This window comes from Enterobacter roggenkampii (assembly GCF_001729805.1).
Classification (GTDB): domain Bacteria; phylum Pseudomonadota; class Gammaproteobacteria; order Enterobacterales; family Enterobacteriaceae; genus Enterobacter; species Enterobacter roggenkampii.
In genome coordinates, this window is record NZ_CP017184.1 from 176,695 (window position 1) to 202,787 (window position 26,093).

Here is a 26,093-nt window from a genome sequence, read left to right on the forward strand (position 1 = left end):
AGGAAAGAACAGTGCAACGTGATGCGCCCCCGCAGAGCAGGGGCCGCGCCGGATTACAGTTCGCTCTTCTTGTGGAAACCGTCCTTAATGACGGTGGCGTCAATGTTCTCTTTATTGACTTCAATAGGGGTGAGCAGGCGAGCCGGAACGTCTTTCAGGCCGTTATTCAGCGTTGCATCTGCTTTAGGTTGCTTACCGTTGCCCAGCTCAACGGCAATTTCCGCCGCCGTATTGGCAAGCTCAGTAATCGGTTTGTAGACCGTCATGGTCTGAGTTCCTGCAATAATGCGTTTTACGCCCGCCAGGTCGGCATCCTGACCAGAAATCGCGACTTTACCGGCCAGCCCCTGGGCGCTCAGGGCCTGAATCGCACCGCCTGCGGTGGCATCGTTGGAGGCCACAACCGCGTCAATTTTGTTGTTGTTGGCCGTCAGCGCGTTTTCCATAATCTTCAGGGCGTTTTCGGGTAACCATCCGTCGGCCCACTGATCGCCAACCACTTTTATTTTCCCGTTATCGATGTACGGCTTAAGGATCTTCATTTGCCCTTCGCGGAACAGCTTGGCGTTGTTATCTACCGGCGAACCGCCCATCAGGAAATAATTGCCCTGAGGCACTTTGTCGATCAGGCTTTGTGCCTGTAATTCGCCGACTTTTTCATTGTTGAACGAAATATAATAATCAATGTCCGCATTATTAATCATGCGGTCATAGGCCAGCACTTTTATGCCTTCTTGTTTGGCTTCTTTCACTACGTTACTTAATACCTGGCCGTTATAGGGGATAATGACCAGCACATCGACGCCGCGGTTAATCATATTCTCGATCTGCGACATTTGTGTTTCTTCATTGCCGTTAGCTGACTGAACAAACACATTCGCACCGAGTGATTCCGCTTTTTTGACAAAAATATCGCGATCTTTTTGCCAGCGCTCCAGACGAAGGTCGTCAATCGCCATGCCAATTTTGACCTCTTTGGCATGTCCTGCAAAGCTTGCCAGAAGGAGCGTGGCGCAGAGCGTTAGGGTCAGGTTCTTTATCTTCATAATTATTAGGCCTTTTTGTAGGGGTATGTGTTGCTGAGATAAAAGAAACATTCACTGCTGGGACGCAGCAAATTTTTAACGCGGAAAGGCAGGCTGGCAATTACAGATTTTTATCTTCTCATTATGATATTTGGTTTATTTCTGAATTTATGACCGCGATCGGATTTTAAAATACGTAACGTCTTAATTACATTTGATTCTGGAATCCGCGCCGAAAAATAGTTCGTCTGCGCATTATTTTGCGAGCCAGCGCACAGTTGTGCATTCTCTCAATAGCAGTGTGAAATAACGTAATTGAGCAACCCAAAATGTCTATTCACTATTACTCCTGTATCAACGACTCGCCGCATACCCTGATTATGGAGCTCAATATGCAAGCTTATTTCGACCAACTCGATCGTGTTCGTTACGAAGGCCCGAAAACGACCAATCCTTTAGCATTTCGTCACTACAACCCGGATGAGCTGGTGCTGGGTAAGCGCATGGAAGATCATCTGCGCTTTGCCGCCTGTTACTGGCATACCTTCTGCTGGAACGGCGCCGATATGTTCGGCGTGGGCTCCTTTGACCGCCCGTGGCAGCAGCCGGGTGAGGCCATCGAGCTGGCAAAGCGCAAAGCCGATGTAGCGTTTGAGTTCTTCCACAAGCTGAACGTGCCGTACTACTGCTTCCATGACGTCGACGTGTCGCCGGAAGGCGCATCGCTGAAAGAGTACCTGAACAACTTTGCGCAGATGGTGGATGTACTGGCGGCAAAACAGCAGGAAAGCGGCGTGAAGCTGCTGTGGGGCACGGCAAACTGCTTCACTAACCCACGCTACGGCGCAGGTGCGGCAACCAACCCGGATCCGGAAGTGTTTAGCTGGGCGGCCACGCAGGTGGTGACGGCAATGAATGCCACGCATCAGCTGGGCGGCGAAAACTATGTTCTGTGGGGAGGCCGTGAAGGCTATGAAACCCTGCTCAACACCGACCTGCGTCAGGAGCGCGAGCAGATTGGCCGCTTTATGCAGATGGTTGTCGACCACAAGCACAAAATCGGCTTCCGCGGCACGCTGTTGATTGAGCCGAAGCCGCAGGAGCCGACGAAGCACCAGTATGACTACGACGTGGCGACGGTGTATGGCTTCCTGAAGCAGTTCGGTCTGGAAAAAGAGATTAAAGTGAACATTGAGGCCAACCACGCCACGCTGGCGGGCCACTCTTTCCACCACGAGATCGCGTCGGCGATTGCGCTGGGCATCTTCGGCTCGGTCGATGCGAACCGCGGCGACCCGCAGCTGGGCTGGGATACCGACCAGTTCCCGAACAGCGTGGAAGAGAATGCGCTGGTGATGTATGAGATCGTCAAAGCGGGCGGCTTCACTACCGGCGGCCTGAACTTTGACGCCAAGGTGCGTCGCCAGAGCACCGACAAATACGATCTGTTCTACGGCCACATTGGCGCGATGGACACCATGGCGCTGGCGCTGAAGGTGGCGGCACGTATGATTGAAGACGGCGAGCTCGATAAACGCGTGGCGAAGCGCTACAGCGGCTGGAACAGTGAGCTGGGCCAGCAAATTTTGAAAGGTCAGTTATCGCTTGCGGAGATCGCGAAGTACGCTGAACACCATCAGCTGGCGCCGCAGCACCAGAGCGGGCACCAGGAGCTGCTGGAAAATCTGGTCAACCACTACCTGTTCGATAAATAACGGCATCCAGCTTGTAGGCCCGGTAAGCGCAGCGCCACCGGGCATTTTCACTTAAGGAATCCACTATATGTATATCGGGATCGATCTGGGCACATCGGGTGTGAAAGCCATCCTGTTAAGCGAGCAGGGCGAGGTGTTAGCAACGCAGACTGAAAAGCTGCAGGTTTCACGTCCGCATCCGCTGTGGTCGGAACAGGATCCGGAGCAGTGGTGGCAGGCGACGGATCGCGCAATCAAAGCCTTAGGCGAGCAGCACAGCCTGCGCGACGTGAAAGCGCTGGGGATTGCCGGGCAAATGCACGGCGCGACGCTGCTCGATAGCCAGCATCGCGTGTTGCGACCCGCCATTCTCTGGAACGATGGCCGCTGTGCAGAAGAGTGTGCGCTTCTTGAGGAACGCGTACCCACTTCCCGCGCGATCACCGGCAACCTGATGATGCCCGGCTTTACCGCGCCTAAGCTTCTGTGGGTGCAGCGACACGAGCCGGAGATTTTCCGGCAGGTGGCGAAAGTCCTGCTGCCGAAAGACTATCTGCGTTTTCGCATGACGGGCGATTTCGCCTCCGACATGTCCGATGCCGCCGGCACGATGTGGCTCGACGTGGCGAAACGCGACTGGAGCGAGGCGATGCTGGATGCCTGCCATTTGACCCGTGAACACATGCCCGCCCTGTTCGAAGGTAGCGAGGTAACAGGCACGTTGCTGCCGGACGTTGCGGAACGCTGGAATATGTCTGCCGTGCCGGTGGTTGCCGGGGGCGGTGACAATGCCGCAGGGGCCGTGGGCGTCGGCATGGTTGAGGCAGGTCAGGCGATGCTGTCGCTGGGAACCTCTGGCGTCTATTTTGCCGTCAGCGACGGCTATCGCAGCAATCCCGAAAGCGCGGTGCACAGTTTCTGTCATGCGCTGCCTGGAAAATGGCATTTGATGTCGGTGATGCTGAGTGCAGCGTCGTGCCTGGACTGGGCGGCGAAGCTGACCGGGATGGCCGATGTTCCTGCGTTGATTGCCGCAGCACAGCAGGCGGATGAAAATGCCGGTACCGTCTGGTTTTTACCGTATCTGTCCGGCGAGCGTACGCCACACAACAACCCTGAAGCGAAAGGGGTGTTCTTTGGCTTAACCCATCAGCATGGTCCGGCAGAACTGGCGCGTGCGGTTCTCGAAGGCGTCGGATATGCGCTGGCTGACGGAATGGACGTGGTTCACGACTGCGGCCTGAAACCCGCAAGCGTCACCCTGATTGGCGGCGGTGCGCGAAGCCCTTACTGGCGACAAATGCTGTCGGACATCAGCGGGTTGCAGCTGGATTTCCGCACCGGTGGCGATGTTGGCCCCGCGCTCGGCGCCGCGCGTCTGGCGCAGATTGCTATGAACCCGGAAAAACCGCTTTCACAACTGCTGCCGCAGCTTACGCTTGAACAGGCGCATTTGCCTGACGCGGCGCGCCATGCGCGGTACGCGGAAAGGCGCGACGTGTTCCGCAAAATCTACCAGCAGCTGCTGCCGCTGATGACGTAAATTCGCTTGTCCGTGAGAGGCACGAGGATGTCCTTTTTTGGTCTGTGCGCGCCTTCCTTTCCTTGCCAGTATGGTGTCACACCCACTGGCGAGGAGAACCATCATGTCACGCATTGCACTCATCAACATTGATACTCAGCAGTCCTTCCATCACCGCAATTACTGGCAGGAGGATGACATTCCCGCTTTTCAGCAGGCGATGCTGGGTCTGATTGAAGGCTGCCAGGCGCGCGGTATTCCGGTCGTTGATATTTTTCATGTGGATGAAGACGGCCCATTTACGCTGGAAAGCGGTTATGTCAAACCGATGGCCTTTTTGCGTCATCAGCCGGATGTGGTTTTCCAGAAACACGTCCATAATGCCTTCACGGATACCGGGCTCGATCGCTGGCTGCGCGAGCGTGATATCAATAGTGTGATTATCTGCGGCATTCGCACGGAGCAATGCTGTGAAACCACCGCCCGGGTGGCATCCGATCTGGGTTATGCTGTGACCTTTGTGAGCGAGGCAACGCTGACGTTCCCCATGACGTACAGGGGCATTACCCTTAGCGCAGCGGACATTCGCCACCGTACCGAAACGGTACTGTCCGGGCGTTTTGCCGACATTAAAACGGTAGCGGAGACGCTGGAGTCACTGTAATGCCCATCGACGTCTGGTTCGTGATGTTGCCCGGGGTGCTGTCATTAGATATGACGGGCCCGGCAGAAACCTTTGTGCTGGCTGGCGACGCGTTTCGTCTGCATTACATTGGCCCGCAACCTGACGTGCCGACGTCGATAGGTCTGACGATGAGCGGCATTCAGCCGCTGCCGGAACGTCTTCCCGAGGGGAGCCTGCTGGTATTGCCCGGCGTGAGTGACTCCCGCTCTCAGTTTTCGACGCCGCAGGCGTTACGGATACAGCACTGGCTGATGCGCCTGCAGCCGATTATTCAGCGCCGGGATATCACGGTGATGTGCGTCTGTTCTGGCGCGCTGCTGGCGGCGAAATCGGGCCTGCTGAATAACAAACAGTGCACAACTCACCATGACGTTATCAGCCGTTTACGCACCGCGGCCCCTACGGCGACGATTAAAGAAAACCGCATCTTTGTGCAGGACGAGAACATCTGGACCAGCGCGGGGATCACGTCGGGCATCGACCTGGCGCTGCATATGATTAACCGCCTGTGCGGCCCCGAAAAGGCGCTGAATGTGGCGCGCGAGATGGTGGTCTGGTTCCGCCGTTCTGGTGACGATCCCCAGCTCTCCCCGTGGCTACGCTACCGCAATCATCTTCATCCGGCGATTCATCGGGCGCAGGATGCGCTCACCGCCGAGCCGCAAAAAGCATGGAACTTGCCTGATATCGCCGCGCTGGCGCACGTCAGCCCGCGCCATCTCACCCGGCTTTTCCAGACACATTTAGGGATTAGCGTCCGCGATTATCTGGAGCAGCTGCGTCTGGCGGTGGCGGAACAGTGGCTATTGCAGGGGCGCGGCGTGGAGCAGGCTTCCCTGGCGGCAGGGTTTTCCTCCCCGCGCCAGTACCATCGCGCCCGGCAGCGAAGCGTTAGCTGACGAAGCGGCGAACGTCTATTTTTTGCAGCAGCATCGACAGCAGCAGGCTGATCGCCAGGGTCGCAGCAAAAATCCAGATGATATCCAGCACCGGCCAGGTTTTAAGCTCGATGCCTCGTGTCCGAAGCGCGTGGATCACCAGCGCGTGAAAACCGTAAATCCCGAGAGAGTGTCGTGAAATGACGCTCAGTACGGGAAGGGGACGCGCATTCAGGGTGTTTTTAACGAGCGTGAGCAGCGATACGGCACAGATAAAGACCATCGGGCCGCAGTAGAGATACCAGGTATCGGCAAAATTACCGCGCCACTGCAGCTCATGCAGCGTCCCGCGTGAAATCACCGCCACGCCGGCGATAAACAGTGCCCCGCAGAGCCAGTTCAGACCGCGTTTTTGCGTGTCCATCATCCCGATGGCGCGCCCCAGCATGCCGTAAAGCACGTAATAGAAGGTATCGCCGTTGATATAGAGGTTCACCGGCAGCCACTCAAATCCGTCGATTTTCTGCGAGACCGTATTAGGGTTGGCGACAATGCCAATCACCACCATCAGGGCCAGAAGCATTTTCCCGCTGACGTTTTTCACCTGAATGAGCGGAGAGACCAGATAGATCACGATAATGGCGAAGAAGAACCACAGGTGGTAGAACACCGGTTTTTGCAGCAAATATTTGAGGGATAACCCGGCGTTAATGGAGGTGAACAGGGTGATATAGAGCAGGGCAACGGCGCTGTAGAACCCCAGGCAGGCCGCGATGCGGATGAAGTGCCGCGGCTGCGCGCTGCGTTCACCAAAAAAGAGAAAGCCAGAAATCATAAAGAACAGCGGCACGCTGACGCGCGACGCAGAGTTGAGAATATTGGCGATATCCCAGTTAACGGGGCTGATGCTGTGGGCGTTCGTGACGTACCAGGTCGTCGTGTGGATCATGACCACCATCAGACACGCTATTCCTCGCAGGTTATCAATCCAGTTAATTTTTGACGGCATCAGTTCCTCGTATTCCCTGTAAAGTGAATGTGACTCCCATTGTCCAAAAGTCTTCGTTTGGAAAATTCTGAGTTTTATTCGCAGGCTTGCCGGGAGACCGCGAGATTCGCAGAATGGCTGACCATAATCTATAAACGTGTTGATACTAAAAATAACAGCCACTGACCAGGACGGTAATAAAAATGATGATGAAGCGTGTGGCATCACTCTTTCTGCTTTTCATGCTGGCAGGATGCAGTGCGCCACAAGAAGCACCAGTGCAAAAAGCCCAGCAGGGCAAAATGAGCCCGGAACGTTCACTGAATATGGAGTCACTCTGCAAGGACCAGGCCGCACGCCGCTATAACTCGGACGTGCAGAAAATCAACGTCACCGGGTTTGAGCGCTTTCAGGGCAGCTATGAGCTCAAGGGCTATACGGCGCGTAAAGAAGGCTTTGTCTGCTCGTTTGATGCGGACGGCCAGTTTTTACACCTCTCCATGCGCTAGCCTGCTCGCATAATCAACAGCCAGACGCCGGCAGCGCCCTGGCGTGAATGCTTATTTCCCAATTTTCCCTAAACAACCCCGTTTCGTACTGTATATCTTGCAGCCAGCGGGTATACTGGTCCCTTCCATTTAAAACCACACGTATCCAGCACGAAATACTATGCAAAAGTTTGATACCAAGACCTTCCAGGGCCTGATCCTGACCTTACAGGATTACTGGGCTCGTCAGGGCTGTACCATTGTTCAACCTTTGGACATGGAAGTCGGCGCCGGCACTTCACACCCGATGACCAGCCTGCGCGCGTTGGGGCCAGAGCCAATGGCGACCGCGTATGTGCAGCCTTCCCGTCGTCCGACCGATGGTCGTTACGGTGAGAACCCGAACCGTCTGCAGCATTACTATCAGTTCCAGGTGGTGATTAAGCCATCACCCGACAACATTCAGGAACTGTACCTCGGGTCGCTGAAAGAGCTGGGTATGGATCCGACCATTCACGACATCCGTTTCGTGGAAGACAACTGGGAAAACCCAACGCTGGGTGCCTGGGGTCTGGGTTGGGAAGTGTGGCTGAACGGCATGGAAGTGACCCAGTTCACTTACTTCCAGCAGGTTGGCGGTCTGGAATGTAAGCCGATCACCGGTGAGATCACCTACGGTCTGGAACGTCTGGCGATGTACATTCAGGGCGTAGACAGCGTTTACGACCTGGTCTGGAGCGACGGCCCGCTGGGTAAAACCACCTACGGCGACGTGTTCCATCAGAACGAAGTGGAACAATCCACCTATAACTTCGAATACGCGGACGTGGACTTCCTGTTCACCTGCTTCGAGCAGTATGAGAAAGAAGCGCAGCAGCTGCTGGCGCTGGAGACTCCGCTGCCGCTGCCTGCCTACGAGCGTATTCTGAAGGCCGCCCACAGCTTCAACCTGCTGGACGCCCGCAAAGCGATCTCCGTGACTGAACGTCAGCGCTACATTCTGCGTATTCGCACCCTGACCAAAGCCGTTGCAGAAGCTTACTATGCGTCCCGTGAAGCCCTTGGCTTCCCGATGTGCAACCGAAACAAATAAGAGGCGGCCATGTCTGAGAAAACTTTCCTGGTGGAAATCGGCACCGAAGAGCTGCCACCAAAAGCCCTGCGCAGCCTGGCTGAATCTTTTGCTGCGAACGTGACTGCCGAGCTGGATAACGCTGGCCTGGCGCACGGTAAAATTGAATGGTTTGCTGCACCGCGTCGTCTGGCGCTGAAAGTGGCTAACCTGGCGGCGTCTCAGCCGGATCGTGAAGTGGAAAAACGTGGCCCGGCGATTGCCCAGGCGTTCGATGCCGAAGGCAAGCCAAGCAAAGCAGCAGAAGGCTGGGCGCGCGGTTGCGGTATTACCGTTGACCAGGCCGAGCGTCTGACCACCGACAAAGGCGAGTGGCTGCTGTATCGCGCTCACGTAAAAGGTGAAAGCGCTGAAGCGCTGCTGCCGGAGATGATTGCGAGCTCGCTGGCTAAGCTGCCGATTCCTAAGCTGATGCGCTGGGGCGCGTCCGACGTGCACTTCGTGCGTCCGGTTCACACCGTGACCCTGCTGCTGGGCGATACCGTGATTCCGGCCACCATTCTGGGCGTGGCGTCCGATCGCGTGATCCGCGGTCACCGCTTCATGGGCGAGCCTGAGTTCACCATCGACAATGCCGATCAGTATCCGCAAATCCTGCTGGAGCGCGGTAAGGTCATTGCTGACTACGAACAGCGTAAAGCCAAAATCAAAGCCGATGCAGAAGAGGCGGCGCGTAAGATTGGCGGTAAAGCCGATCTGAGCGACAGCCTGCTGGAAGAAGTGACCTCGCTGGTGGAATGGCCGGTTGTGCTGACCGCGAAGTTCGAAGAGAAGTTCCTGGCCGTTCCGGCTGAAGCGCTGGTGTACACCATGAAGGGTGACCAGAAGTACTTCCCTGTCTATGCCAACGACGGCAAGCTGCTGCCAAACTTCATCTTTGTCGCGAACATCGAATCGAAAGATCCGAGCCAGATTATCTCCGGTAACGAGAAGGTCGTGCGCCCACGTCTGGCGGATGCCGAGTTCTTCTTCAACACCGACCGTAAAAAGCGCCTGGAAGATCATCTTCCACGCCTGCAGACCGTACTGTTCCAGCAGCAGCTGGGTACGCTGCGCGACAAGACCGACCGTATTGCGGAGCTGTCCGGCTGGATCGCTCGTGAAATCGGTGCCGACGTTAACCACGCGACCCGCGCAGGCCTGCTCTCCAAGTGTGACCTGATGACCAACATGGTGTTCGAATTTACCGACACCCAGGGCGTGATGGGCATGCACTACGCGCGTCACGATGGCGAAGCGGAAGACGTGGCGGTTGCCCTGAACGAGCAGTATCAGCCGCGCTTTGCGGGTGACGAACTGCCGTCCAACCCGGTAGCTTGTGCTGTCGCAATTGCCGATAAGATGGACACCCTGGCGGGTATCTTCGGTATCGGCCAGCATCCGAAAGGCGACAAAGACCCGTTTGCGCTGCGTCGTGCTGCGCTCGGCGTGCTGCGTATCATCGTTGAGAAGAACCTGAACCTGGATCTGCAGACCCTGACCGAAGAAGCGGTGCGTCTGTACGGCGACAAGCTGACCAACGCCAACGTTGTGGATGACGTGATCGACTTTATGCTCGGTCGTTTCCGCGCCTGGTATCAGGATGAAGGTTACACCGTCGACACCATTCAGGCGGTGCTGGCGCGTCGTCCGACCCGTCCGGCTGATTTCGATGCGCGTATGAAGGCGGTTTCCCACTTCCGTACGCTGGAAGCGGCATCTGCTCTGGCGGCGGCCAACAAGCGTGTCTCCAACATCCTGGCGAAGTCCGACGAGACGCTGAACGAGCGCGTGAACGCCGCGACGCTGAAAGAGCCGGAAGAGATCGCCCTGGCGATGCAGGTTGTGGTGCTGCGCGACAAGCTCGAGCCGGTCTTCGCGGAAGGTCGCTACCAGGAAGCGCTGGTGGAGCTGGCCGAGCTGCGTGACGTCATCGACGCCTTCTTCGAGAAAGTGATGGTAAACGTAGAAGATAAAGAGCTGCGTATTAACCGTCTCTCTATGCTCGAGAAACTGCGTGAGCTGTTCCTGCGCGTGGCGGATATTTCGCTGCTGCAGTAATGCGCCCGTTGTGACAAATGCTAAAAACCCGCTTCGGCGGGTTTTTTTATAGTGTGTTGCTGAAAATTTAACCTTGAAATGGTCAACCCATTACCGCTATCCTTACCCCCGTTAACTTTCTCGCGCTGGAGTGCCCCCCAAAAATGAACAAACACGACTGATGAATTTCGATCCTTGCTAAAACGCCACCGCGTCGGCAGGGGATGTTTTGATTTCATTCAGGAGTGCTTATGGCTCATTTTGCGCAGTCCCCTTCTTTTATTTTGCATCAGGTCACCTGTCAGTTTCCGACGGGCGATACCCTTTTTGGTCCGCTGAATCTCACGCTGGAACCCTCCCTGTGCGCGCTGGTTGGCCGCAACGGCAGCGGAAAAACGCGTCTGCTGCGCTTGCTGGCGGGGCTGGACGAACCGGCTACCGGTCATATTGAACGCTTTGGCTCGCATGCCTGGGTGGCGCAGCAGCATGTTATTTCTTCGCAGACGACGCTGGCTGAACTTCTCGGGTATGACGCGATTTTTACTGCGCGAAAGCGCATTGACAGCGGCGATTACCAGCCTGACGATCTGGCGTTGCTCGACGGCTACTGGGATATAGCCGAACGTCTGAGCGAAGCGTTTATCAATGCGACGCTCCCACCGTTTGAGCCTGATAAGCCCGCCATAGAACTCAGCGGCGGCGAGCGCATCCGCGCCCTGCTGTGCGGGGCGTTTACGGCGGGCGCGGACTTTCTTCTGCTGGACGAACCGACTAACCATCTGGATCGACAAGGCCGGGCGTGGTTCTACGACCAGTTGAGTCGGTATCAGGGCGGCGTGCTGGTGGCCTCTCATGACCGCGAACTTCTGGAGCAGGTGCCGCGTATTCTTGAGCTGAGCGCCTCGGGTCTGCGCAGCTACGGCGGAAATTATGCGGATTATCAAGCCCAGCGCGATGCCGAACAGCAGGCTGCCCGCGCGGCGCTGGAACATGCGGCAACCGAGCGCAAACGCACCCGCGCGCGCATGCAAAAAGAGCATGATGACAGCCAGCGGCGGTCGGCAAAGACGTTACGCACCGTCGATACCCTGAATATCGCATCGTTCGAGCGGGTCAAATATAAAGGCGCGGCAAAGGAGCGGATTGGCTCCTGGAAAAAACAGCACAGCGAGCAAAATGAAGCGCTGAACGCCGCGGTTAACAAGGCGCGTGAGCGGGTTGAAGACGATAACCCGGTCATGTTCACCCTGCCGGGAAGTCAGATCCCGGAGGGGAAGCAGGTGCTGGTGCTGGAGGATCTGGTGCTGCAGCATGTACCTGTTCCTCCGCTCAACTGGCGGATGGACGGACCGATGCGCGTGGCGTTAAAGGGGCCGAACGGCTGCGGGAAGTCGACGCTGTTAAAAACCCTCCTCGGCGAGATGGCTCCCCGTTCGGGTAGCTGTAAAGTGTCCGTCAGCTGCGCTTATCTCGACCAGCATCTCTCCCGGTTCGATCTCTCGCAGTCGGTCATGACGCATCTCAATTTGAGTCATACCCCTCTGGAAGAGGGGGTAGTGCGAACCCGTTTAGCGCAGCTTCAACTGGGGGCTGACAAAGTGATGCTCCCATTGGCGACGCTCAGCGGCGGTGAGCGTCTTAAGGCTGCCCTGGCCTGCGTGCTGTGGCGCGCGGAGGCCACGCAGCTTCTGCTGCTGGATGAACCGACCAACCATCTGGATCTGGCTTCAGTCCAGGCCATTGAAGCGGCGCTGGCCGGTTTCCCTGGGGCACTGCTGGTGGTATCACACGATGAGGCGTTTTTAAGCGGCTTAACGTTAACGCATGAGCTGGTGTGGGAAGAGGCAGGTTGGCGTTGTGATAGCCTGTAAAACACAAGCCCCCGCAAAGGCGGGGGCATTCAATCTTCACTACGCGATCTGCTTGCTGAGTGCAGGGTTGGCCTGAATCAGGCGCATCAGCCGTAACTCGGTTGGGGTGGGTTTCTCACGTTTTGACTCCCACTCCTGCACCATAGCCACGCTGACACCCATCGCTCTGGCGAATTCTTCGGTTTTCAGTCCTGTCCCTTTGCGCAATTGCTCATATTCTGTAAAGGGATTGGATTTTTGTTGCAGGGTAATCGTCTGCGGTACATCTTTAAAAATGATCTGTTCCAGGCTGCTCAGCAGCTCAAACTCAGGATCTTTATATTCCATTGAGGACTCCTCTTAAATCTCACATCGTGATCAAGAACATCAGAGAGCCAGTTAAGAATAGTCCCTAATACCAACCCAGGATCGTCACGGGTGTGATTAATCGTGCGGTAACGATCGCTGTATCCGATTCAGCAATATGGAGAGTTATGCTAATTCCCTGATTAGTCATAAGTCGGCTTCGCCAGGTATTTTTTTGTAAATGGTAAGAAATAAATCGGCAATAGCCGTTTTGCATGAAAAGAGTATCTTGCAAGGCTGACCTGGACTATCCTTGTCAGCGTCGGGCACGCGTGTGCCGGTGTGCGCTTTTTTGGGTGAAAGGAGTAATAAAATGGCGACAGGAAAGTCCTGCTCTCGCTGGTTTGCGCCTATTGCGGCGTTGTTGATGGTTGTTAGCCTGAGTGGGTGTTTTGATAAAGAAGGCGATCAGCGCAAAGCGTTTATCGATTTTCTGCAGAATACAGTGATGCGCAGCGGCGAGCGGTTGCCAACGCTGACTGCGGATCAGAAAAAGCAGTTTGGCCCCTTTGTGTCCGATTACGCCATTCTTTATGGTTATTCACAGCAGGTGAGCCAGGCGATGGATTCCGGTATCCGCCCGGTAGTGGATAGCGTGAACGCCATCCGCGTTCCACAGGATTACATGACGCAGCGTGAACCATTGCGCCAGTCCAACGGTGCGCTTGGCGTGCTGAGCCAGCAGTTGCAGAATGCGAAAATGCAGGCTGACGCGTCACGTTCTGCGCTGAAGCAGGGCGACGATCTCAAACCGGTCTTCGACAAAGTGTATGAGAAAGTGGTGACCAAACCGTCAGAAGCACTGCAACCGTTGATTCCGGCCGCGCAAATCTTCACGCAGCAGCTGGTCCAGGTGGGTGACTTTATTGCCCAGCAGAATACGCAGGTAAGCTTTGTTGCCAACGGTATTCAGTTCCCAACCTCCCAGCAGGCAAGCCAGTACAATACGCTGATTGGGCCGCTGGCCTCTCAGCATCAGGCCTTCAGCCAGGCCTGGAGTGCCGCAGTCGCTGCCACAGAATAAACCGAAAAAACCCCGCTTCTGGCGGGGTTTTTTAATGCGTTGCGAAAATAACGCTTGTCATTCCTCTACCACATCGGTATAACTATTCCCGTCGGTTTGTTACACAGACCTAAAGCAGTTTAGTAAAGCAGTCCAGATTGTTATCCATAGATACCCTTCGTAGTGACCCTTCCTTCATCGCTTAAAAATCTGTAACGCAATCCATCAAGCCGGAAGGCACAATATATTTGTTAATAAGGTAATTTCTATGTCTGCTAAAATGACTGGTCTGGTAAAATGGTTCAACGCTGATAAAGGTTTCGGCTTCATCACTCCTGACGATGGCTCTAAAGACGTGTTCGTACACTTCTCTGCTATCCAGAACGATGGCTATAAATCTCTGGACGAAGGTCAGAAAGTGTCCTTCACCATCGAAAGCGGCGCTAAAGGCCCAGCAGCTGGTAACGTTGTAAGCCTGTAAGCTTCCAACCCAGTAGCAAAGAATTTAAAAACCCGCCTTCTGGCGGGTTTTTTCGTTTCTACCGTTGCACCTGCGGGTTCACGCAGTTTATCTCCACCTTTCCGCTAAGGGCGGCAATAAGGTTATCGACCGCGGTGGCCGCCATGTTGTAGCGCGTCTCATGGGTGGCTGAGCCGATGTGGGGCAGGGCAACCACGTTAGGCATTGTCAGCAGCGGGGAGTCCACCGGCAGCGGCTCCTGCTCAAACACGTCCAGACCTGCTGCATGGATCTCACCGTTTTTCAGAGCCTCAATCAGCGCCTTCTCATCCACCACCGGGCCACGACCCGCGTTGATGAAAATGGCAGATGCCTTCATTTTTTCAAACGCCTCTTTACCGATCAGATGACGGGTTTCATCCGTCAGCGGCAGCACCAGGCAGACAAAATCGACTTCCTGCAGCAGGGTATCCAGCTCGCAGTAACGGGCGTTGAAGCGTTCTTCGGCTTCACTGTGATGGCGACGCGCGTTATACAGAATCGGCATGTTAAAACCAAAATGCGCGCGCTGCGCCAGCGCCAGCCCGATACGCCCCATACCGACAATGCCCAGCGTTTTGCCGTGAACATCCACACCGAACCAGTCCGGACCAATGCTTTTTGTCCATTCGCCCGCTTTGACGCGCTCAGCCACTTCCACCACGCGACGGGCCGTGGTGAGCATGAGCGCCATCAGCGTATCGGCCACGGTTTCCGTCAGGGCATGCGGGGTATGCATCAGCAGGATTTTGCGGGCGTTAAGCGCATCCACGTCGAAGTTGTCGTAACCCACGGAAACGGTTGAGGTAGCACGCAGCTTCGGCATTTTCTCCAGCAGGGCGACATCCACTTTTTCGCTTGAACCCAGCAGGCCTTCCGCGCTCGCGAACGCGTCGGCGTGCTGTGCCACGGTTTCCGGGCGCAGGTTCTTCACCTGCGTGACGGTGAAGTGCTCTTCAAGGCGTTTCTGCAGATCTTCCGGCAGGGTTTTATACAAAATGACGGACGGCTTCATGCTAATCTCCGTTGATTTTTTAAGGATTCAGGCGTGGCGAGCGCCGACAGGGTGTTGTTGATTATTAGCAGGCTTAACAATCAGAGTAAGCCATACCGAGGCGAAAAGCGCCACTCCCATAAAGATGTACGATGCGGATGGGCTGCCGGTGGCACCGTTCAGGTAACCGACGAACCAGGAGCCGCAGAACGAACCCAGCGCACCCATGCTGTTAATCAGCGCCATCGCGCCACCCGCCACGTTACGCGGCAGCATCTCGGGGATGATGGCAAAGAACGGTCCGTAAGGGGCGTACATGGCCGCACCGGCAACCACCAGCAGCGTATAAGAGACCCAGAAGTGGTTTGCGCCCACGGCCCAGGAGCCAATAAAGGCGAAGGCAGCAATCAGCAGCAGCGGCCAGACAAACAGCTTGCGGTTCTGCAGCTTGTCCGACGCCCAGGAAACGACGATCATCGCGATGGTTGCCGCCAGATACGGTACGGATGACAGCCAGCCTACTTCGACCATGCCGAGGTTTTCACCGCCGCTGCGGATAATGGACGGCAGCCACAGCACAAAGCCGTACACGCCAATGCTCCAGGTAAAGTACTGCGCGCAGAGCAGGATCACGTTACGCGAGCGGAAGGCTTCACCATAGTTACGCACCGCCTTCAGGCCTTGCTGTTCTTTATCCAGCTGCGCCTGCAGCGCCGCTTTTTCATCTTCGGAAAGCCATTTCGCCTGGGCTGGTTTATCTTTCACCAGCACCCACCAGCAGAAGGCCCAGATAATTGCCGGCACCCCTTCAATGATAAACATCTCGCGCCAGCCGAAGGCCTGGATCAGGTAGCCGGACACCACCGACATCCACAGTACCGTGACCGGGTTACCGAGGATAAGGAAGGTATTCGCGCGCGAGCGCTCAGATTTGGTGAACCAGTTGCTGATGTAGATCAGCATCGCGGGCATAACCGCCGCCTCAACGACGCCGAGGATAAAGCGAATGGCGGCCAGGGCAGGAATATTGTTCACCATGCCGGTCAGCGACGCGCAGGCGCCCCACAGGATCAGACAGATGAAGATCAGCTTACGCACGCTGCGGCGTTCCGCATAGATCGCGCCGGGGATCTGGAAGAAGAAGTAGCCCAGGAAGAAAAGGGCACCCAGCAGGGAGGAGATCCCTTTGGTGATCCCGAGGTCCTCGGTGATCCCCGCGGCGGACGCGAAGCTGAAGTTGGCTCGGTCAAGGTACGCCAGGCTGTACGTGATGAACACGATTGGCATGATGTACCACCAGCGTTTTACTGCATTGGTCGAACTGTTCATAGGCTTGCCTCTGTTGTTGAGGTTGTTACCGCCGTTGTCTGTAGGGTACACGGTGGCTTAATTATCTGGTGCGGCTTGCTGCCTCACCCTGGCCCTCTCCCACAGGGAGAGGGAATTTAAACGCCGAGCTGTGCTCGCGTTGGTAATCCTTCGCTGTCGCCCTGCACCTGAATGGCCAGCGAGCCAATCTTGTTGCCTCGCGCGACGGCCTGCGGCAGCGTTTTACCTTCCAGCAGGGCGCTAATCACGCCCACGGCAAAGCCGTCACCTGCGCCGACGGTGTCGACGACGTTCTCGACCTTCACTGCCGCGACCGCGCCCTGCTCGCCGTTGGCCGTTTTAAACCACGCGCCATCGGCACCGGTCTTCAGCACCACCGCTTTTACCCCTTTATTCAGGTAGAAGTCGGCGATGCCTTCCGGCGTGCTTTCGCCGGTCAGAATCATCCCTTCTTTCAGGCCTGGCAGAACCCAGTCCGCCCGGAACGCCAGACGGTTCAGTTTCTCCACCATTTCCGCTTCGCTTTTCCACAGCACCGGACGCAGGTTGGGGTCGAACGATAGGGTTTTCCCCTGGGCTTTCATGGTGGTCGCGGCATGATCCAGCAGCTCATACGAGCTGGCAGAGAGTGCCGCGGCTACGCCGCTCAGGTGCAGATGGCGTGCGGAGGCAAAGTAATCGGCGTGGTAATCCGCGACAGAAAGGTGGCTTGCAGCCGAGCCTTTGCGGAAATACTCCACGATGGGATCGGTTCCATTTTCGACCTTGGATTTAAGCTGAAAGCCGGTAGGGAAGCGTCCGTCGAGGGTGACCCCTGCAGCATCAATCCCCTCTTTTTTCAGCGAATCGAGAACGAAATGGCCAAAGCTGTCATCCCCCACGCGGCTGACCCAGCCCACGTTCAGGCCGAGACGCGCCAGGCCGGTCGCGACGTTGAGTTCAGCGCCTGCGACGCGTTTGATAAAGTGCTCCACCGCACTCAGCTCGCCCGTTTCGGTGGCGACAAACATGGCCATGGCCTCGCCGATCGTGATGACATCCAGCGTCTTGTGCATGGTTTACTCCTCGCGCAGCAGGTTGACGTAATGGCGGGTAACGGCGGTTAAATCCGCCCCTTCCAGCGGGAATTCGATACCGCGCGGGGCATCGGCAGGCAGCTGGCCGAGCAGATCCAGCCAGCGTGCATCGGCGCGGTCCGGTGCGACGGCGCGGAAGTTATCTTTATGCGGAACGGCGGCCTTCACGTGGATATAGCTCACGGCAGGGGCCAGGTGACGCGCGGCCTCTTCAGGGGAGTCGCCCACCCACAGCCAGTTCCCCATATCGAAGGTCAGCGTGACGGGGAGCGCCATTTCCCGACAGGCGGCCTGGAAGCGCTGCATGGGCGCGAGCTGTCCGCAGTCGGTCTGATCGTTCTCCACGACCAGCGCCATGCCGCTGGTATTCAGCAGCGTACGCAGGGCGCCCAGAGGCTGCGTGTCGCTGAAATGGCCCAGGGAAACCTTCAGCCAAAGTGCGTTCAGGGTGTTGGCTTCAGAAAGATAGCGGGGCAGGTCAGGGTTGAGGGTGCCGTCGGGCATAAACAGGGCGGCGGGTGCGGAGTAGCACGCCAGCAGACCCAGCAGCTCAATGGATTCGCCCAGCGCAGGCAGCGCCAGCAGCTCTTCGCTGTTGAACAGTTCCCGGCGGATCTCCACGCCGTCTGCCCCCGCGCCAGCAATAACGGGGAGCATCGCCCGTTGACCGCCCGCCTGTCGCACCTGTTCCGCACCGTACGCGGCGGTGACCACCATAATTTTCCTGCCCATCTTCGGACTCCATCGCAACATATCAATACTATTACGCTAGATGGAACCGGTTCCAAAGAAAAGGTCAGGATGTTGAATTTATGATCGCTATCACAAGGGAAATTTAACGCGCGGTGGAGCCACGAACGATCAGCTCGCCGGAGAAGACCTGCTCGCGAACGGCATCGCTGGTGCCTTCAATACGACGAACGACTTGTTCAACAGCAGCATAGCCAATCTGCCAGGTGGGCTGTTTGAGGGTAGTAATGCCGACGCCAGCCAGCTCCGCCCACTCCAGTTCATCAAACCCCAGCAGACCGATGTCGCTGCCCCAGTGCAGGCCAATGCGCTTGAGCGAGCGGGCGACCTGCAGCGTCAGCGCCCCGTTGGCGGAGATAACCGCTTTGCGCATCCCACGATGGCGCGTATGGAACTGACGCAGGGTGTTGTCGAGCTGCCCGGCTTCGTGAAGCGGCGTTTCGGCATTTTCGGCGATCACGCCGGGATAACGCTCCAGCGTGGCGCGAAATGCGCTCAGGCGTTCACGTCGGGTGTTGACCATCCCCAGCGGTTCACTCAGAAACAGAATGGCCTCGAAGCCCTGTTCAATCAGATGTTCGGTGGCGGTCGTGGCGGCCTGGGTGTTATCCAGCCCGACCACATCGCAGGCAAATTCCGGGATTTTACGGTCGATGAGGACCATGGGTAGGGAGGATTGCTGCAGGCGATTTAAGCCTTCTTCACGCATGCCTACCGCGTTGACCACAATCCCTTCCACCTGATAGCTGCGCAGCAGGTCGAGATAATGCAGCTCCTGGTCGACTTCGTTGTTGGTATTACAGACCAGCGGCGTAAAGCCTTTCTCGCGACAGGCGGCTTCGATACCGCTGAGCACGTTCACGGAGTAGGGGTTGGTGATATCGGCGATGATCAGCCCGATAAGGCGGGTGCGGCCGCGTTTGAGCCCGCGCGCCATGAGGCTGGGACGGTAGTCGAGATCGGCAATGGCCTGTTCAATACGCGCCAGCAACGCATCGGATAGCAGATGTTTCTCGCCGTTAAGGTAGCGCGAAATGCTGGTTTTACCGGTTTTGGCGGCTTTCGCCACGTCGCTGATGGTGGCCCGGGCTGGTTTGCTCATCGCTGATTTCCCTGAATTTAGTGAGAATACCTTAGCGGGAAAATCGGACGAATCAAGTAATTTGCCCGGTGGCGCTGCGCTTACCGGAGGTTGCGGTCTGATACCCTCACCCCAACCCTCTCCCACGGGAGAGGGCGCAAACACTAAAAACGGCAACGGGGTTGCCGTTTTGCTATTACCTACTGAATTGGGCTTAACGTAATCTCTACGCGGCGGTTCTGCGCTTTGCCTTCCGCCGTGCTGTTGCTGGCGATAGGGTTGGCGGGGCCCATGCCGCTGGTGCGGATGCGGTTTGCTTCAACGCCCTGGGTAATCAGCGAGCTGGCCACGGAATCGGCGCGCTGCTGGGACAGACGCATGTTCAGATCCTGGCTGCCGGTGCTGTCGGTGTAGCCAATCACGTTCACGGCGGTCTTATTGTACTCTTTCAGCACCATCGCCACGCCGGTAAGGGTGTTCGCACCCGCGGGTTTCAGCGTTGCGCTGCTGCTGTCAAAGGTCACATTGTTCGGCATATTCAGGATGATGTTATCGCCGCTGCGCGTCACGCTCACGCCGGTTCCCTTCATTTTGTCGCGCAGTTTTGCTTCCTGCACGTCCATGTAATAACCGACGCCGCCGCCCAGGGCCGCGCCCGCCGCTGCGCCAATCAGCGCGCCTTTGCCGCGGTCTTTCTTGGAGGAGGAGAGCGCCCCAACGCCTGCGCCGACCAGCGAGCCGATACCCGCGCCAATGCCGGATTTACCCGCTTCGCGCTCACCGGTGTAAGGGTTGGTTGTGCAGCCAGAAACAGCCAGTGCACCGCTCACCAGAGCGGCAATAACGAGTACGCGTTTTTTCATCTTCTTTCCTTAATCCTTTTTATTCTTTGCCACGGCGAACGTGGCAGTTGATTATGACGTCCAGATACGGAGAAAATTCCGGGTATAACTCTGAAATTTGTGACAAACCATAAACGGTCTCAGCAAGAAGGCCGTAAAACCTGCACGCAACCAGGAGCGCACGCTTGAGCACCTCAACGAAAACCATTCTGACCGCCGCCCACTGGGGGCCAATGCTGGTCGAAACCGATGGCGAAAATGTTCTGTCGTCTCGCGGAGCATTGCCAACACAACATCCCAACTCTTTACAGACCGTCGTTCGCGATCAGGTGCACAGCAAAACGCGCGTGCGCTGGCCGATGGTGCGTAAAGGTTTTCTCGCCTCACCTGACAAGCCGCAGGGCATTCGCGGTCAGGATGAGTTTGTTCGCGTGAGCTGGAATGACGCGCTGGCGCTGATCCACACCCAGCACAAGCGCATTCGCGACAGTTACGGTCCGTCGTCCATTTTCGCCGGGTCCTACGGCTGGCGCTCTAACGGGGTGCTGCACAAGGCATCGACGCTGCTGCAGCGCTATATGAGCCTGGCGGGCGGCTATACCGGTCATCTGGGGGATTACTCCACCGGTGCAGCGCAGGCGATCATGCCGTACGTCGTGGGCGGGAACGAGGTGTACCAGCAGCAGACCAGCTGGCCGCTGGTGCTGGAACATACCGACGTGGTGGTGCTGTGGAGCGCTAACCCTCTTAACACGCTGAAAATTGCCTGGAATGCCAGCGACGAGCAGGGCATTGGCTATTTCGACGCGCTGCGCAAAAGCGGCAAGCGCATCATCTGCATTGACCCGATGCGCTCTGAAACCCTGGATTTCTTCGGCGACAGCGCCGAGTGGATTGCCCCACATATGGGCACCGACGTGGCAATGATGCTGGGTATCGCCCATACCCTGGTGGAAAACGGCTGGCACGATGTCGAATTCCTGACGCGCTGTACCACCGGCTTCGATAAATTCGCCGACTATCTGACGGGTAAAACGGATGATGTAGCCAAAACGGCAGAGTGGGCGGCTGACATTTGCGGTGTTTCTGCGGATAAACTCCGCGAACTGGCGGCGTTATTCCATAAAAACACCACGATGTTGATGTCCGGCTGGGGGATGCAGCGCCAGCAGTTTGGCGAGCAAAAACACTGGATGCTGGTGACCCTCGCCGCGATGCTGGGGCAGATCGGTACGCCGGGCGGCGGTTTTGGTCTCTCCTATCACTTTGCCAACGGCGGTAACCCCACGCGTAAAGCGGCTGTGCTGGCGTCTCTGCAAGGTTCGGTGCAGGGCGGCGTGGACGCCGTGGATAAAATCCCGGTGGCGCGTATTGTTGAAGCCCTGGAAAATCCGGGCGGTTTTTATCAGCACAATGGTCTCGACCGCCACTTCCCGGATATTAAATTTGTCTGGTGGGCGGGCGGGTCGAACTTCACGCACCATCAGGATACCAACCGCCTGATCCGCGCCTGGCAGAAGCCGGAGCTGGTGGTGATTTCAGAGTGCTTCTGGACCGCCTCGGCGAAACACGCTGATATCGTGCTCCCGGCGACCACCTCGTTTGAGCGTAACGATCTCACCATGACCGGCGACTACAGCAATCAGCATATGGTCCCGATGAAGCGCGTGGTGGCCCCGCGCGATGAGGCGCGTGATGATTTCGACGTGTTTGCTGAACTGAGCGAGCGGTGGGAAGCGGGCGGTCGCGCGCGTTTTACCGAGGGAAAAACCGATCTCGAATGGCTGGAAACCTTCTACCAGATTGCCGGGCAGCGCGGCGCGGCGCAGGGCGTGACGCTCCCGCCATTTACTGAGTTCTGGGAGGCGAACCAGATCGTCGAAATGCCGGAGAGCGAACAGAACGCGAAGTTTGTTCGTTTTGCCGATTTCCGCCGCGATCCGGAGAACCACCCGCTGAAAACCGAGAACGGCAAGATCGTGATCTACAGCGAGCGCATCGCCAGCTTTGGCTATGCTGACTGCCCGCCGCATCCCACGTGGCTCGAGCCGGACGAATGGCACGGCAACGCCCGGCCGGATCAGCTGCAGGTATTATCTGCCCATCCCGCGCACCGTCTGCACAGCCAGCTTAACTATACCTCCCTGCGCGAGCAGTATGCGGTCGCCGGGCGAGAGCCCATCACGCTGAATACCCTTGATGCGCAAGCGCGCGGGATTGCGGACGGCGACGTGGTGCGCGTCTGGAACGCGCGTGGACAAGTGCTGGCAGGGGCGGTGGTGAGCGACGGGATTAAGCCGGGCGTGATCTGCATTCATCAGGGCGCATGGCCTGACCTTGAGCTCGCCGAAGGCGGTATCTGTAAAAACGGGGCGGTTAACGTGCTGACCAAAGATCTCCCCAGCTCGAAGCTGGGGAATGGTTGCGCAGGGAACACGGCGCTGGCCTGGGTCGAGAAATATACGGGTCCCGAGCTTACCTTAACGGCGTTTGATCCGCCTGCCAGCTCATAATCCACGTCGGGTGTTGGGTGTCATCCTGCCAGGCGCTGTCTTCAATGCGAAAGCCCTGAGCATGGTAGAAATTCACCGCCCGGACATTTTTCTGATACACCTCCAGGGTTAAGTGCGGGAAGCGCTGTTGAACATGGTTCAGCAGCGCGCGCCCGATGCCTTTCCCGATGCATGACGGCGCCACAAACAGGGCGCCGACAAACTGAGACTGCATCACGCTGATAAATCCGCAAGGTTCGCCGTCCTGCTCCCAGACCCAGGTTTCAGCGGACGGCAGATAAACGTCCCGCACCATGGCCTCATTCTCTTTCCAGTAATTCGGCGCGATGAACGGATGCGCTTCCGTGGTGCTTTCCAGCCACAGGCTCAGCAGCGGCGCGGTATTTTCATTTTGCCATTTGCGGATCATGATGGCCTCCCGGATGACAGAAGCAGCCGGTAACGTGGTCGTTGACCAGGCCACAGGCCTGCATAAAGGCGTAGCAGATGGTGGAGCCGACAAACTTAAAGCCGCGTTTTTTCAGTGCCTTCGAGAGCGCATCCGAGGCCGGAGTGGCGGCCGGAATTTCCGCGAGCGTGGTCGCCTCCGTGACTTGCGGATCGTTATTCACAAACGTCCAGACAAAATCTGAAAATGATTCGCCGTTTTGTTCCATCGCCAGATAAGCGCGTGCGTTACCGATAATGGCCTGGATCTTGCCGCGATGGCGGATGATGCCGGCATCCTGCACCAGTCGCTCGACGTCCTCATCGGTCATCGCGGCGACGGCGACGGGGTCGAACTGGTGGAAAGCGCTGCGGTAATTTTCGCGTTTTTTCAGTACCGTAATCCATGATAACCCCGCCTGCTGGCCCTCCAGGCAGATCATCTCAAAGAGCTTTTTGCCATCCCTTTCCGGCACGCCCCATTCCCGATCGTGATAGTCGATATAAAGCTGATCCTGGCTTACCCAACCGCAACGTTCCATCCGTCATCTCCCTTATTGATACTGATTTCGCAAAAATTTCGTTCTGACTGGCTTGACGTGTTTACTATAAAGACAATAGTTAATACAGGGCCATATGCTCTCTAAGCTCTTCCTGAATAACGACAAATATCGCCGAATTCGGCTCTCTCTGGGGTCGCGTTGAAGATGATAAAAAAAATCAGTGGTCGCCATGCTGTGTCTGGCCTGGTGGGGATTTCAGCCTGCCTGTTTTTTTGTAATACAGCGTCTGCCTGGCAACAGGAATATATCGTTTCAGACGCCCAAAATAATACGGCGGAACGCTATACATGGGACGCGGATCACCAACCGCGCTATGAGGATATTCTCGCGGAGCGTATTCAGTCTTCGCAAAATGCGCCGGGTCTTGCTCTGAATATACCGTCTGGCAGCACGACAGAGGGGGCGATGAGCGTAGGCTGGAATTTTCCCGTTTCAGCGCGAATGACCACCGGCCCGGTGGTGGCGTGGCGGTACGACGGCACGGCTCCTATGATGATCAACGAGTTTGGTAATAGCGCGTCGACACAGTCAGTTACGGACCCGCTCTGGCATGCCAGCGTCAGCACGCTGGGGTGGCGTGTTAACACCCAGTACGGCGATCTCCGGCCCTGGGCGCAGATCAGCTATAACCAACAGTTTGGTGAAAACCAGTGGAAATCGCAGTTTGGTATGCCGCAAACGCCAGCTCCTGCCCAAAACGGCAGCTGGATGGATGTCACCGTGGGAACGGATATTCCCTTTAATACGCACATGGCGGCCTATGCCTCGCTGGCTCAGGGGGAGCATACCACCACCGGTGAGGAGTTTTTATACACCCTCGGCGTCAGCGCCAATTTCTAGAATTGTTACTTTTTTAAACGTTACGATAACATCTCGAATACAATAACCACGGGCTTTACAGCGATAGCAGATACTAACACGCTGTCGCTTTATTCCCGTGCCAGGTCATTCATTCCCGATTCCAGGCATTTCATTCCGTTCCGCCTGCATTTCATGCCGTTTTACCCCAGGCATATTGAGGTTTTGTTTATCGTTGTCCTCAGCGAATTCCCTCAATTTATCTTGCAGGACAACTGCCATGAACACATCAACCTATAACCGCACGCGCTGGCTCACGCTCTTTGGTACCATCGTCACTCAGTTTGCGCTGGGATCGGTCTATACCTGGAGCCTGTTTAACAGTGCGCTTTCTGACAAACTCGGCGCACCGGTCAGCCAGGTCGCGTTCTCCTTTGGTTTGCTGAGCCTGGGTCTGGCGATTTCATCTTCCGTCGCGGGCAAGCTGCAGGAGCGTTTTGGCGTGAAGCGCGTGACCATGGCGTCCGGCATCCTGCTGGGGCTGGGCTTTTTCCTGACCGCGCATTCCAGCAATCTGATGATGCTCTGGCTGAGTGCGGGCGTGCTGGTGGGACTGGCGGACGGCGCGGGCTATCTGCTGACGCTGTCAAACTGCGTGAAGTGGTTCCCGGAACGTAAAGGCTTAATCTCCGCGTTTGCCATTGGTTCTTATGGTTTGGGCAGCCTCGGGTTCAAATTTATCGATGCCCATCTGCTGGCGTCCGTTGGCCTCGAAAAAACCTTCATGATCTGGGGCGCAATCGTGCTGGTGATGATTCTGTTCGGCGCCACGCTGCTGAAGGATGCGCCGCAGCAGGAAGTGAAATCCGTGAATGGCGTGGTGGAGAATGATTTCACCCTCGCGCAGTCCATGCGTAAACCGCAGTACTGGATGCTGGCGGTGATGTTCCTGACGGCCTGCATGAGCGGCCTGTATGTCATCGGCGTCGCGAAAGATATCGCACAGGGGATGGTGAAACTGGATGCAGCCACGGCGGCCAACGCGGTGACCGTCATCTCCATTGCTAACCTCTCCGGTCGTCTGGTCCTCGGTATTCTGTCCGACAAAATCGCCCGCATCCGCGTGATTACGATTGGGCAGGTGGTTTCGCTGGTCGGTATGGCGGCGCTGCTGTTCGCTCCGCTGAATGAAGCCACCTTCTTCGCGGCAATTGCCTGCGTGGCCTTTAACTTCGGCGGCACCATTACCGTCTTCCCGTCACTGGTGAGCGAGTTCTTTGGCCTGAACAATCTGGCGAAAAACTACGGCGTGATCTATCTGGGCTTCGGGATCGGCAGTATCTGTGGCTCGCTGATTGCTTCACTGTTCGGCGGGTTCTACGTAACCTTCTGCGTGATATTTGCCTTGCTGATTATCTCCCTGGCGCTGTCAACCACGATTCGCCAGCCGCAACGTGAAGTTTTTAAAGAAGTTCATGCATAATCGCGACGAGAAAGGCCGGTAATCCGGCCTTTTTATTTTCTTAACCTGGAAATAAAGCGATTTTGTCTGTTTTTGGATTTGCTTTTTTG

24 protein-coding genes are annotated in these 26,093 nt (G+C 56.7%); 13 read left to right on the forward strand and 11 right to left on the reverse strand.

Features of this window, described 5'->3' with window-relative positions:
* Nucleotides 1–53: 53 nt before the first annotated feature.
* On the reverse strand, nt 54–1,046 hold the full coding sequence (gene xylF / locus BFV67_RS00785) for a D-xylose ABC transporter substrate-binding protein (protein WP_069597742.1): 993 nt from the start codon (nt 1,044–1,046) through the stop codon (nt 54–56).
* A gap of 371 nt (nt 1,047–1,417) precedes the next feature.
* On the opposite strand from xylF, the gene xylA reads away from it, so the two are divergent.
* The 4 genes from xylA to BFV67_RS00805 all read left to right on the forward strand — a co-directional run bounded on the left by xylA (nt 1,418) and on the right by BFV67_RS00805 (nt 5,825).
* The gene (gene xylA / locus BFV67_RS00790; RefSeq protein ID WP_095428923.1) at nt 1,418–2,740 is read left to right on the forward strand and encodes a xylose isomerase; all 1,323 of its coding nucleotides are present in this window, start codon (nt 1,418–1,420) and stop codon (nt 2,738–2,740) included.
* Between the two features lie 67 nt (nt 2,741–2,807).
* Nucleotides 2,808–4,262, forward strand: a complete 1,455-nt coding sequence (gene xylB, locus BFV67_RS00795) for a xylulokinase (RefSeq protein ID WP_023345228.1) — start codon at nt 2,808–2,810, stop codon at nt 4,260–4,262.
* A 103-nt stretch (nt 4,263–4,365) separates the two neighbouring features.
* Nucleotides 4,366–4,905: an isochorismatase family protein gene (locus BFV67_RS00800; RefSeq protein WP_023326455.1), complete on the forward strand. Its 540-nt coding sequence runs from the start codon at nt 4,366–4,368 to the stop codon at nt 4,903–4,905.
* Nucleotides 4,905–5,825 carry a GlxA family transcriptional regulator gene (locus tag BFV67_RS00805; protein WP_063452833.1) on the forward strand — a complete coding sequence of 307 codons (921 nt, stop codon included), beginning with the start codon at nt 4,905–4,907 and terminating at the stop codon, nt 5,823–5,825. The genes BFV67_RS00800 and BFV67_RS00805 overlap by 1 nt, the downstream gene beginning before the upstream one ends.
* Here BFV67_RS00805 and BFV67_RS00810 read toward each other — a convergent pair.
* Nucleotides 5,818–6,813 carry an acyltransferase gene (locus BFV67_RS00810; protein WP_023345230.1) on the reverse strand — a complete coding sequence of 332 codons (996 nt, stop codon included), beginning with the start codon at nt 6,811–6,813 and terminating at the stop codon, nt 5,818–5,820. The genes BFV67_RS00805 and BFV67_RS00810 overlap by 8 nt on opposite strands.
* 182 nt (nt 6,814–6,995) lie before the next feature.
* On the opposite strand from BFV67_RS00810, the gene BFV67_RS00815 reads away from it, so the two are divergent.
* The 4 genes from BFV67_RS00815 (at nt 6,996) to BFV67_RS00830 (ending at nt 12,302) form a co-directional block, all read left to right on the forward strand.
* Nucleotides 6,996–7,301, forward strand: a complete 306-nt coding sequence (locus tag BFV67_RS00815; RefSeq protein WP_023294837.1) for a YsaB family lipoprotein — start codon at nt 6,996–6,998, stop codon at nt 7,299–7,301.
* A 160-nt stretch (nt 7,302–7,461) separates the two neighbouring features.
* Nucleotides 7,462–8,373, forward strand: a complete 912-nt coding sequence (gene glyQ / locus BFV67_RS00820) for a glycine--tRNA ligase subunit alpha (protein ID WP_003860141.1) — start codon at nt 7,462–7,464, stop codon at nt 8,371–8,373.
* 9 nt (nt 8,374–8,382) lie between these two features.
* A complete protein-coding gene (glyS, locus tag BFV67_RS00825; protein ID WP_069597743.1) occupies nt 8,383–10,452 on the forward strand; it encodes a glycine--tRNA ligase subunit beta in 2,070 nt (689 codons plus the stop codon).
* 230 nt (nt 10,453–10,682) lie between these two features.
* Nucleotides 10,683–12,302 carry an ABC-F family ATP-binding cassette domain-containing protein gene (locus tag BFV67_RS00830; RefSeq protein WP_069597744.1) on the forward strand — a complete coding sequence of 540 codons (1,620 nt, stop codon included), beginning with the start codon at nt 10,683–10,685 and terminating at the stop codon, nt 12,300–12,302.
* Nucleotides 12,303–12,341: 39 nt separating this feature from the next.
* On the opposite strand, the gene BFV67_RS00835 is transcribed toward BFV67_RS00830, so the two are convergent.
* Complete coding sequence (locus tag BFV67_RS00835; protein ID WP_008502755.1) at nt 12,342–12,629, reverse strand: HTH-type transcriptional regulator; 288 nt, start codon at nt 12,627–12,629, stop codon at nt 12,342–12,344.
* A gap of 331 nt (nt 12,630–12,960) precedes the next feature.
* Between BFV67_RS00835 and BFV67_RS00845 the strand changes: the two genes are divergently transcribed.
* Entirely contained in the window at nt 12,961–13,671 is a 711-nt protein-coding gene (locus tag BFV67_RS00845; RefSeq protein ID WP_008502756.1) for a DUF3053 domain-containing protein, read from the forward strand.
* Nucleotides 13,672–13,918: 247 nt separating this feature from the next.
* A complete protein-coding gene (cspE, locus tag BFV67_RS00850) occupies nt 13,919–14,131 on the forward strand; it encodes a transcription antiterminator/RNA stability regulator CspE (protein ID WP_003860775.1) in 213 nt (70 codons plus the stop codon).
* Nucleotides 14,132–14,189: 58 nt separating this feature from the next.
* Here cspE and ghrB read toward each other — a convergent pair whose 3' ends face one another.
* The 6 genes from ghrB to BFV67_RS00880 form a co-directional block, all read right to left on the reverse strand.
* The gene (gene ghrB, locus BFV67_RS00855; protein ID WP_069597745.1) at nt 14,190–15,164 is read right to left on the reverse strand and encodes a glyoxylate/hydroxypyruvate reductase GhrB; all 975 of its coding nucleotides are present in this window, start codon (nt 15,162–15,164) and stop codon (nt 14,190–14,192) included.
* Nucleotides 15,165–15,191: 27 nt separating this feature from the next.
* Nucleotides 15,192–16,472 (reverse strand): MFS transporter, encoded by a 1,281-nt coding sequence (locus tag BFV67_RS00860; protein ID WP_008502758.1) that lies wholly within the window; start codon nt 16,470–16,472, stop codon nt 15,192–15,194.
* Nucleotides 16,473–16,588: 116 nt separating this feature from the next.
* A complete protein-coding gene (locus tag BFV67_RS00865) occupies nt 16,589–17,527 on the reverse strand; it encodes a sugar kinase (protein ID WP_023294842.1) in 939 nt (312 codons plus the stop codon).
* 3 nt (nt 17,528–17,530) lie between these two features.
* Nucleotides 17,531–18,280, reverse strand: coding sequence for a sugar phosphate isomerase/epimerase family protein (locus tag BFV67_RS00870; RefSeq protein ID WP_069597746.1), 750 nt, complete (start codon nt 18,278–18,280; stop codon nt 17,531–17,533).
* A 103-nt stretch (nt 18,281–18,383) separates the two neighbouring features.
* On the reverse strand, nt 18,384–19,400 hold the full coding sequence (locus BFV67_RS00875; RefSeq protein ID WP_008502761.1) for a LacI family DNA-binding transcriptional regulator: 1,017 nt from the start codon (nt 19,398–19,400) through the stop codon (nt 18,384–18,386).
* A 179-nt stretch (nt 19,401–19,579) separates the two neighbouring features.
* On the reverse strand, nt 19,580–20,242 hold the full coding sequence (locus tag BFV67_RS00880) for an OmpA family lipoprotein (RefSeq protein ID WP_008502762.1): 663 nt from the start codon (nt 20,240–20,242) through the stop codon (nt 19,580–19,582).
* Nucleotides 20,243–20,454: 212 nt separating this feature from the next.
* Here BFV67_RS00880 and BFV67_RS00885 point away from each other — a divergent pair, with 212 nt between their 5' ends.
* Nucleotides 20,455–22,734 (forward strand): molybdopterin guanine dinucleotide-containing S/N-oxide reductase, encoded by a 2,280-nt coding sequence (locus BFV67_RS00885; protein ID WP_069598933.1) that lies wholly within the window; start codon nt 20,455–20,457, stop codon nt 22,732–22,734.
* Here BFV67_RS00885 and BFV67_RS00890 read toward each other — a convergent pair.
* Both BFV67_RS00890 and tag read right to left on the reverse strand, forming a co-directional pair.
* A complete protein-coding gene (locus BFV67_RS00890; protein WP_008502764.1) occupies nt 22,697–23,143 on the reverse strand; it encodes an N-acetyltransferase in 447 nt (148 codons plus the stop codon). The genes BFV67_RS00885 and BFV67_RS00890 overlap by 38 nt on opposite strands.
* Nucleotides 23,121–23,702 (reverse strand): DNA-3-methyladenine glycosylase I, encoded by a 582-nt coding sequence (tag, locus tag BFV67_RS00895; protein WP_008502765.1) that lies wholly within the window; start codon nt 23,700–23,702, stop codon nt 23,121–23,123. Before tag ends, BFV67_RS00890 begins: the two co-directional genes overlap by 23 nt.
* Before the next feature lie 165 nt (nt 23,703–23,867).
* Between tag and BFV67_RS00900 the strand changes: the two genes are divergently transcribed.
* On the forward strand, nt 23,868–24,563 hold the full coding sequence (locus BFV67_RS00900) for an autotransporter domain-containing protein (protein WP_069597747.1): 696 nt from the start codon (nt 23,868–23,870) through the stop codon (nt 24,561–24,563).
* Between the two features lie 238 nt (nt 24,564–24,801).
* Nucleotides 24,802–26,004, forward strand: coding sequence for an L-lactate MFS transporter (locus BFV67_RS00905; protein ID WP_069597748.1), 1,203 nt, complete (start codon nt 24,802–24,804; stop codon nt 26,002–26,004).
* Nucleotides 26,005–26,093 lie beyond the last annotated feature (89 nt).

Bases quoted from the DNA above. Each gene is read 5' to 3' on its own strand.
- BFV67_RS00900 (WP_069597747.1), top strand. From the start codon at position 23,868: ATGATAAAAAAAATCAGTGGTCGCCATGCTGTGTCTGGCCTGGTGGGG.
- BFV67_RS00890 (WP_008502764.1), bottom strand. From the start codon at position 23,143: ATGATCCGCAAATGGCAAAATGAAAATACCGCGCCGCTGCTGAGCCTG.
- xylB (WP_023345228.1), top strand. From the start codon at position 2,808: ATGTATATCGGGATCGATCTGGGCACATCGGGTGTGAAAGCCATCCTG.
- cspE (WP_003860775.1), top strand. From the start codon at position 13,919: ATGTCTGCTAAAATGACTGGTCTGGTAAAATGGTTCAACGCTGATAAA.
- BFV67_RS00830 (WP_069597744.1), top strand. From the start codon at position 10,683: ATGGCTCATTTTGCGCAGTCCCCTTCTTTTATTTTGCATCAGGTCACC.
- glyS (WP_069597743.1), top strand. From the start codon at position 8,383: ATGTCTGAGAAAACTTTCCTGGTGGAAATCGGCACCGAAGAGCTGCCA.
- BFV67_RS00880 (WP_008502762.1), bottom strand. From the start codon at position 20,242: ATGAAAAAACGCGTACTCGTTATTGCCGCTCTGGTGAGCGGTGCACTG.
- BFV67_RS00860 (WP_008502758.1), bottom strand. From the start codon at position 16,472: ATGAACAGTTCGACCAATGCAGTAAAACGCTGGTGGTACATCATGCCA.
- BFV67_RS00870 (WP_069597746.1), bottom strand. From the start codon at position 18,280: ATGGGCAGGAAAATTATGGTGGTCACCGCCGCGTACGGTGCGGAACAG.
- ghrB (WP_069597745.1), bottom strand. From the start codon at position 15,164: ATGAAGCCGTCCGTCATTTTGTATAAAACCCTGCCGGAAGATCTGCAG.
- tag (WP_008502765.1), bottom strand. From the start codon at position 23,702: ATGGAACGTTGCGGTTGGGTAAGCCAGGATCAGCTTTATATCGACTAT.
- BFV67_RS00845 (WP_008502756.1), top strand. From the start codon at position 12,961: ATGGCGACAGGAAAGTCCTGCTCTCGCTGGTTTGCGCCTATTGCGGCG.
- BFV67_RS00865 (WP_023294842.1), bottom strand. From the start codon at position 17,527: ATGCACAAGACGCTGGATGTCATCACGATCGGCGAGGCCATGGCCATG.
- BFV67_RS00835 (WP_008502755.1), bottom strand. From the start codon at position 12,629: ATGGAATATAAAGATCCTGAGTTTGAGCTGCTGAGCAGCCTGGAACAG.
- xylF (WP_069597742.1), bottom strand. From the start codon at position 1,046: ATGAAGATAAAGAACCTGACCCTAACGCTCTGCGCCACGCTCCTTCTG.
- glyQ (WP_003860141.1), top strand. From the start codon at position 7,462: ATGCAAAAGTTTGATACCAAGACCTTCCAGGGCCTGATCCTGACCTTA.
- BFV67_RS00800 (WP_023326455.1), top strand. From the start codon at position 4,366: ATGTCACGCATTGCACTCATCAACATTGATACTCAGCAGTCCTTCCAT.
- BFV67_RS00885 (WP_069598933.1), top strand. From the start codon at position 20,455: ATGCTGGTCGAAACCGATGGCGAAAATGTTCTGTCGTCTCGCGGAGCA.
- BFV67_RS00905 (WP_069597748.1), top strand. From the start codon at position 24,802: ATGAACACATCAACCTATAACCGCACGCGCTGGCTCACGCTCTTTGGT.
- BFV67_RS00875 (WP_008502761.1), bottom strand. From the start codon at position 19,400: ATGAGCAAACCAGCCCGGGCCACCATCAGCGACGTGGCGAAAGCCGCC.
- BFV67_RS00815 (WP_023294837.1), top strand. From the start codon at position 6,996: ATGATGATGAAGCGTGTGGCATCACTCTTTCTGCTTTTCATGCTGGCA.
- BFV67_RS00810 (WP_023345230.1), bottom strand. From the start codon at position 6,813: ATGCCGTCAAAAATTAACTGGATTGATAACCTGCGAGGAATAGCGTGT.
- BFV67_RS00805 (WP_063452833.1), top strand. From the start codon at position 4,905: ATGCCCATCGACGTCTGGTTCGTGATGTTGCCCGGGGTGCTGTCATTA.
- xylA (WP_095428923.1), top strand. From the start codon at position 1,418: ATGCAAGCTTATTTCGACCAACTCGATCGTGTTCGTTACGAAGGCCCG.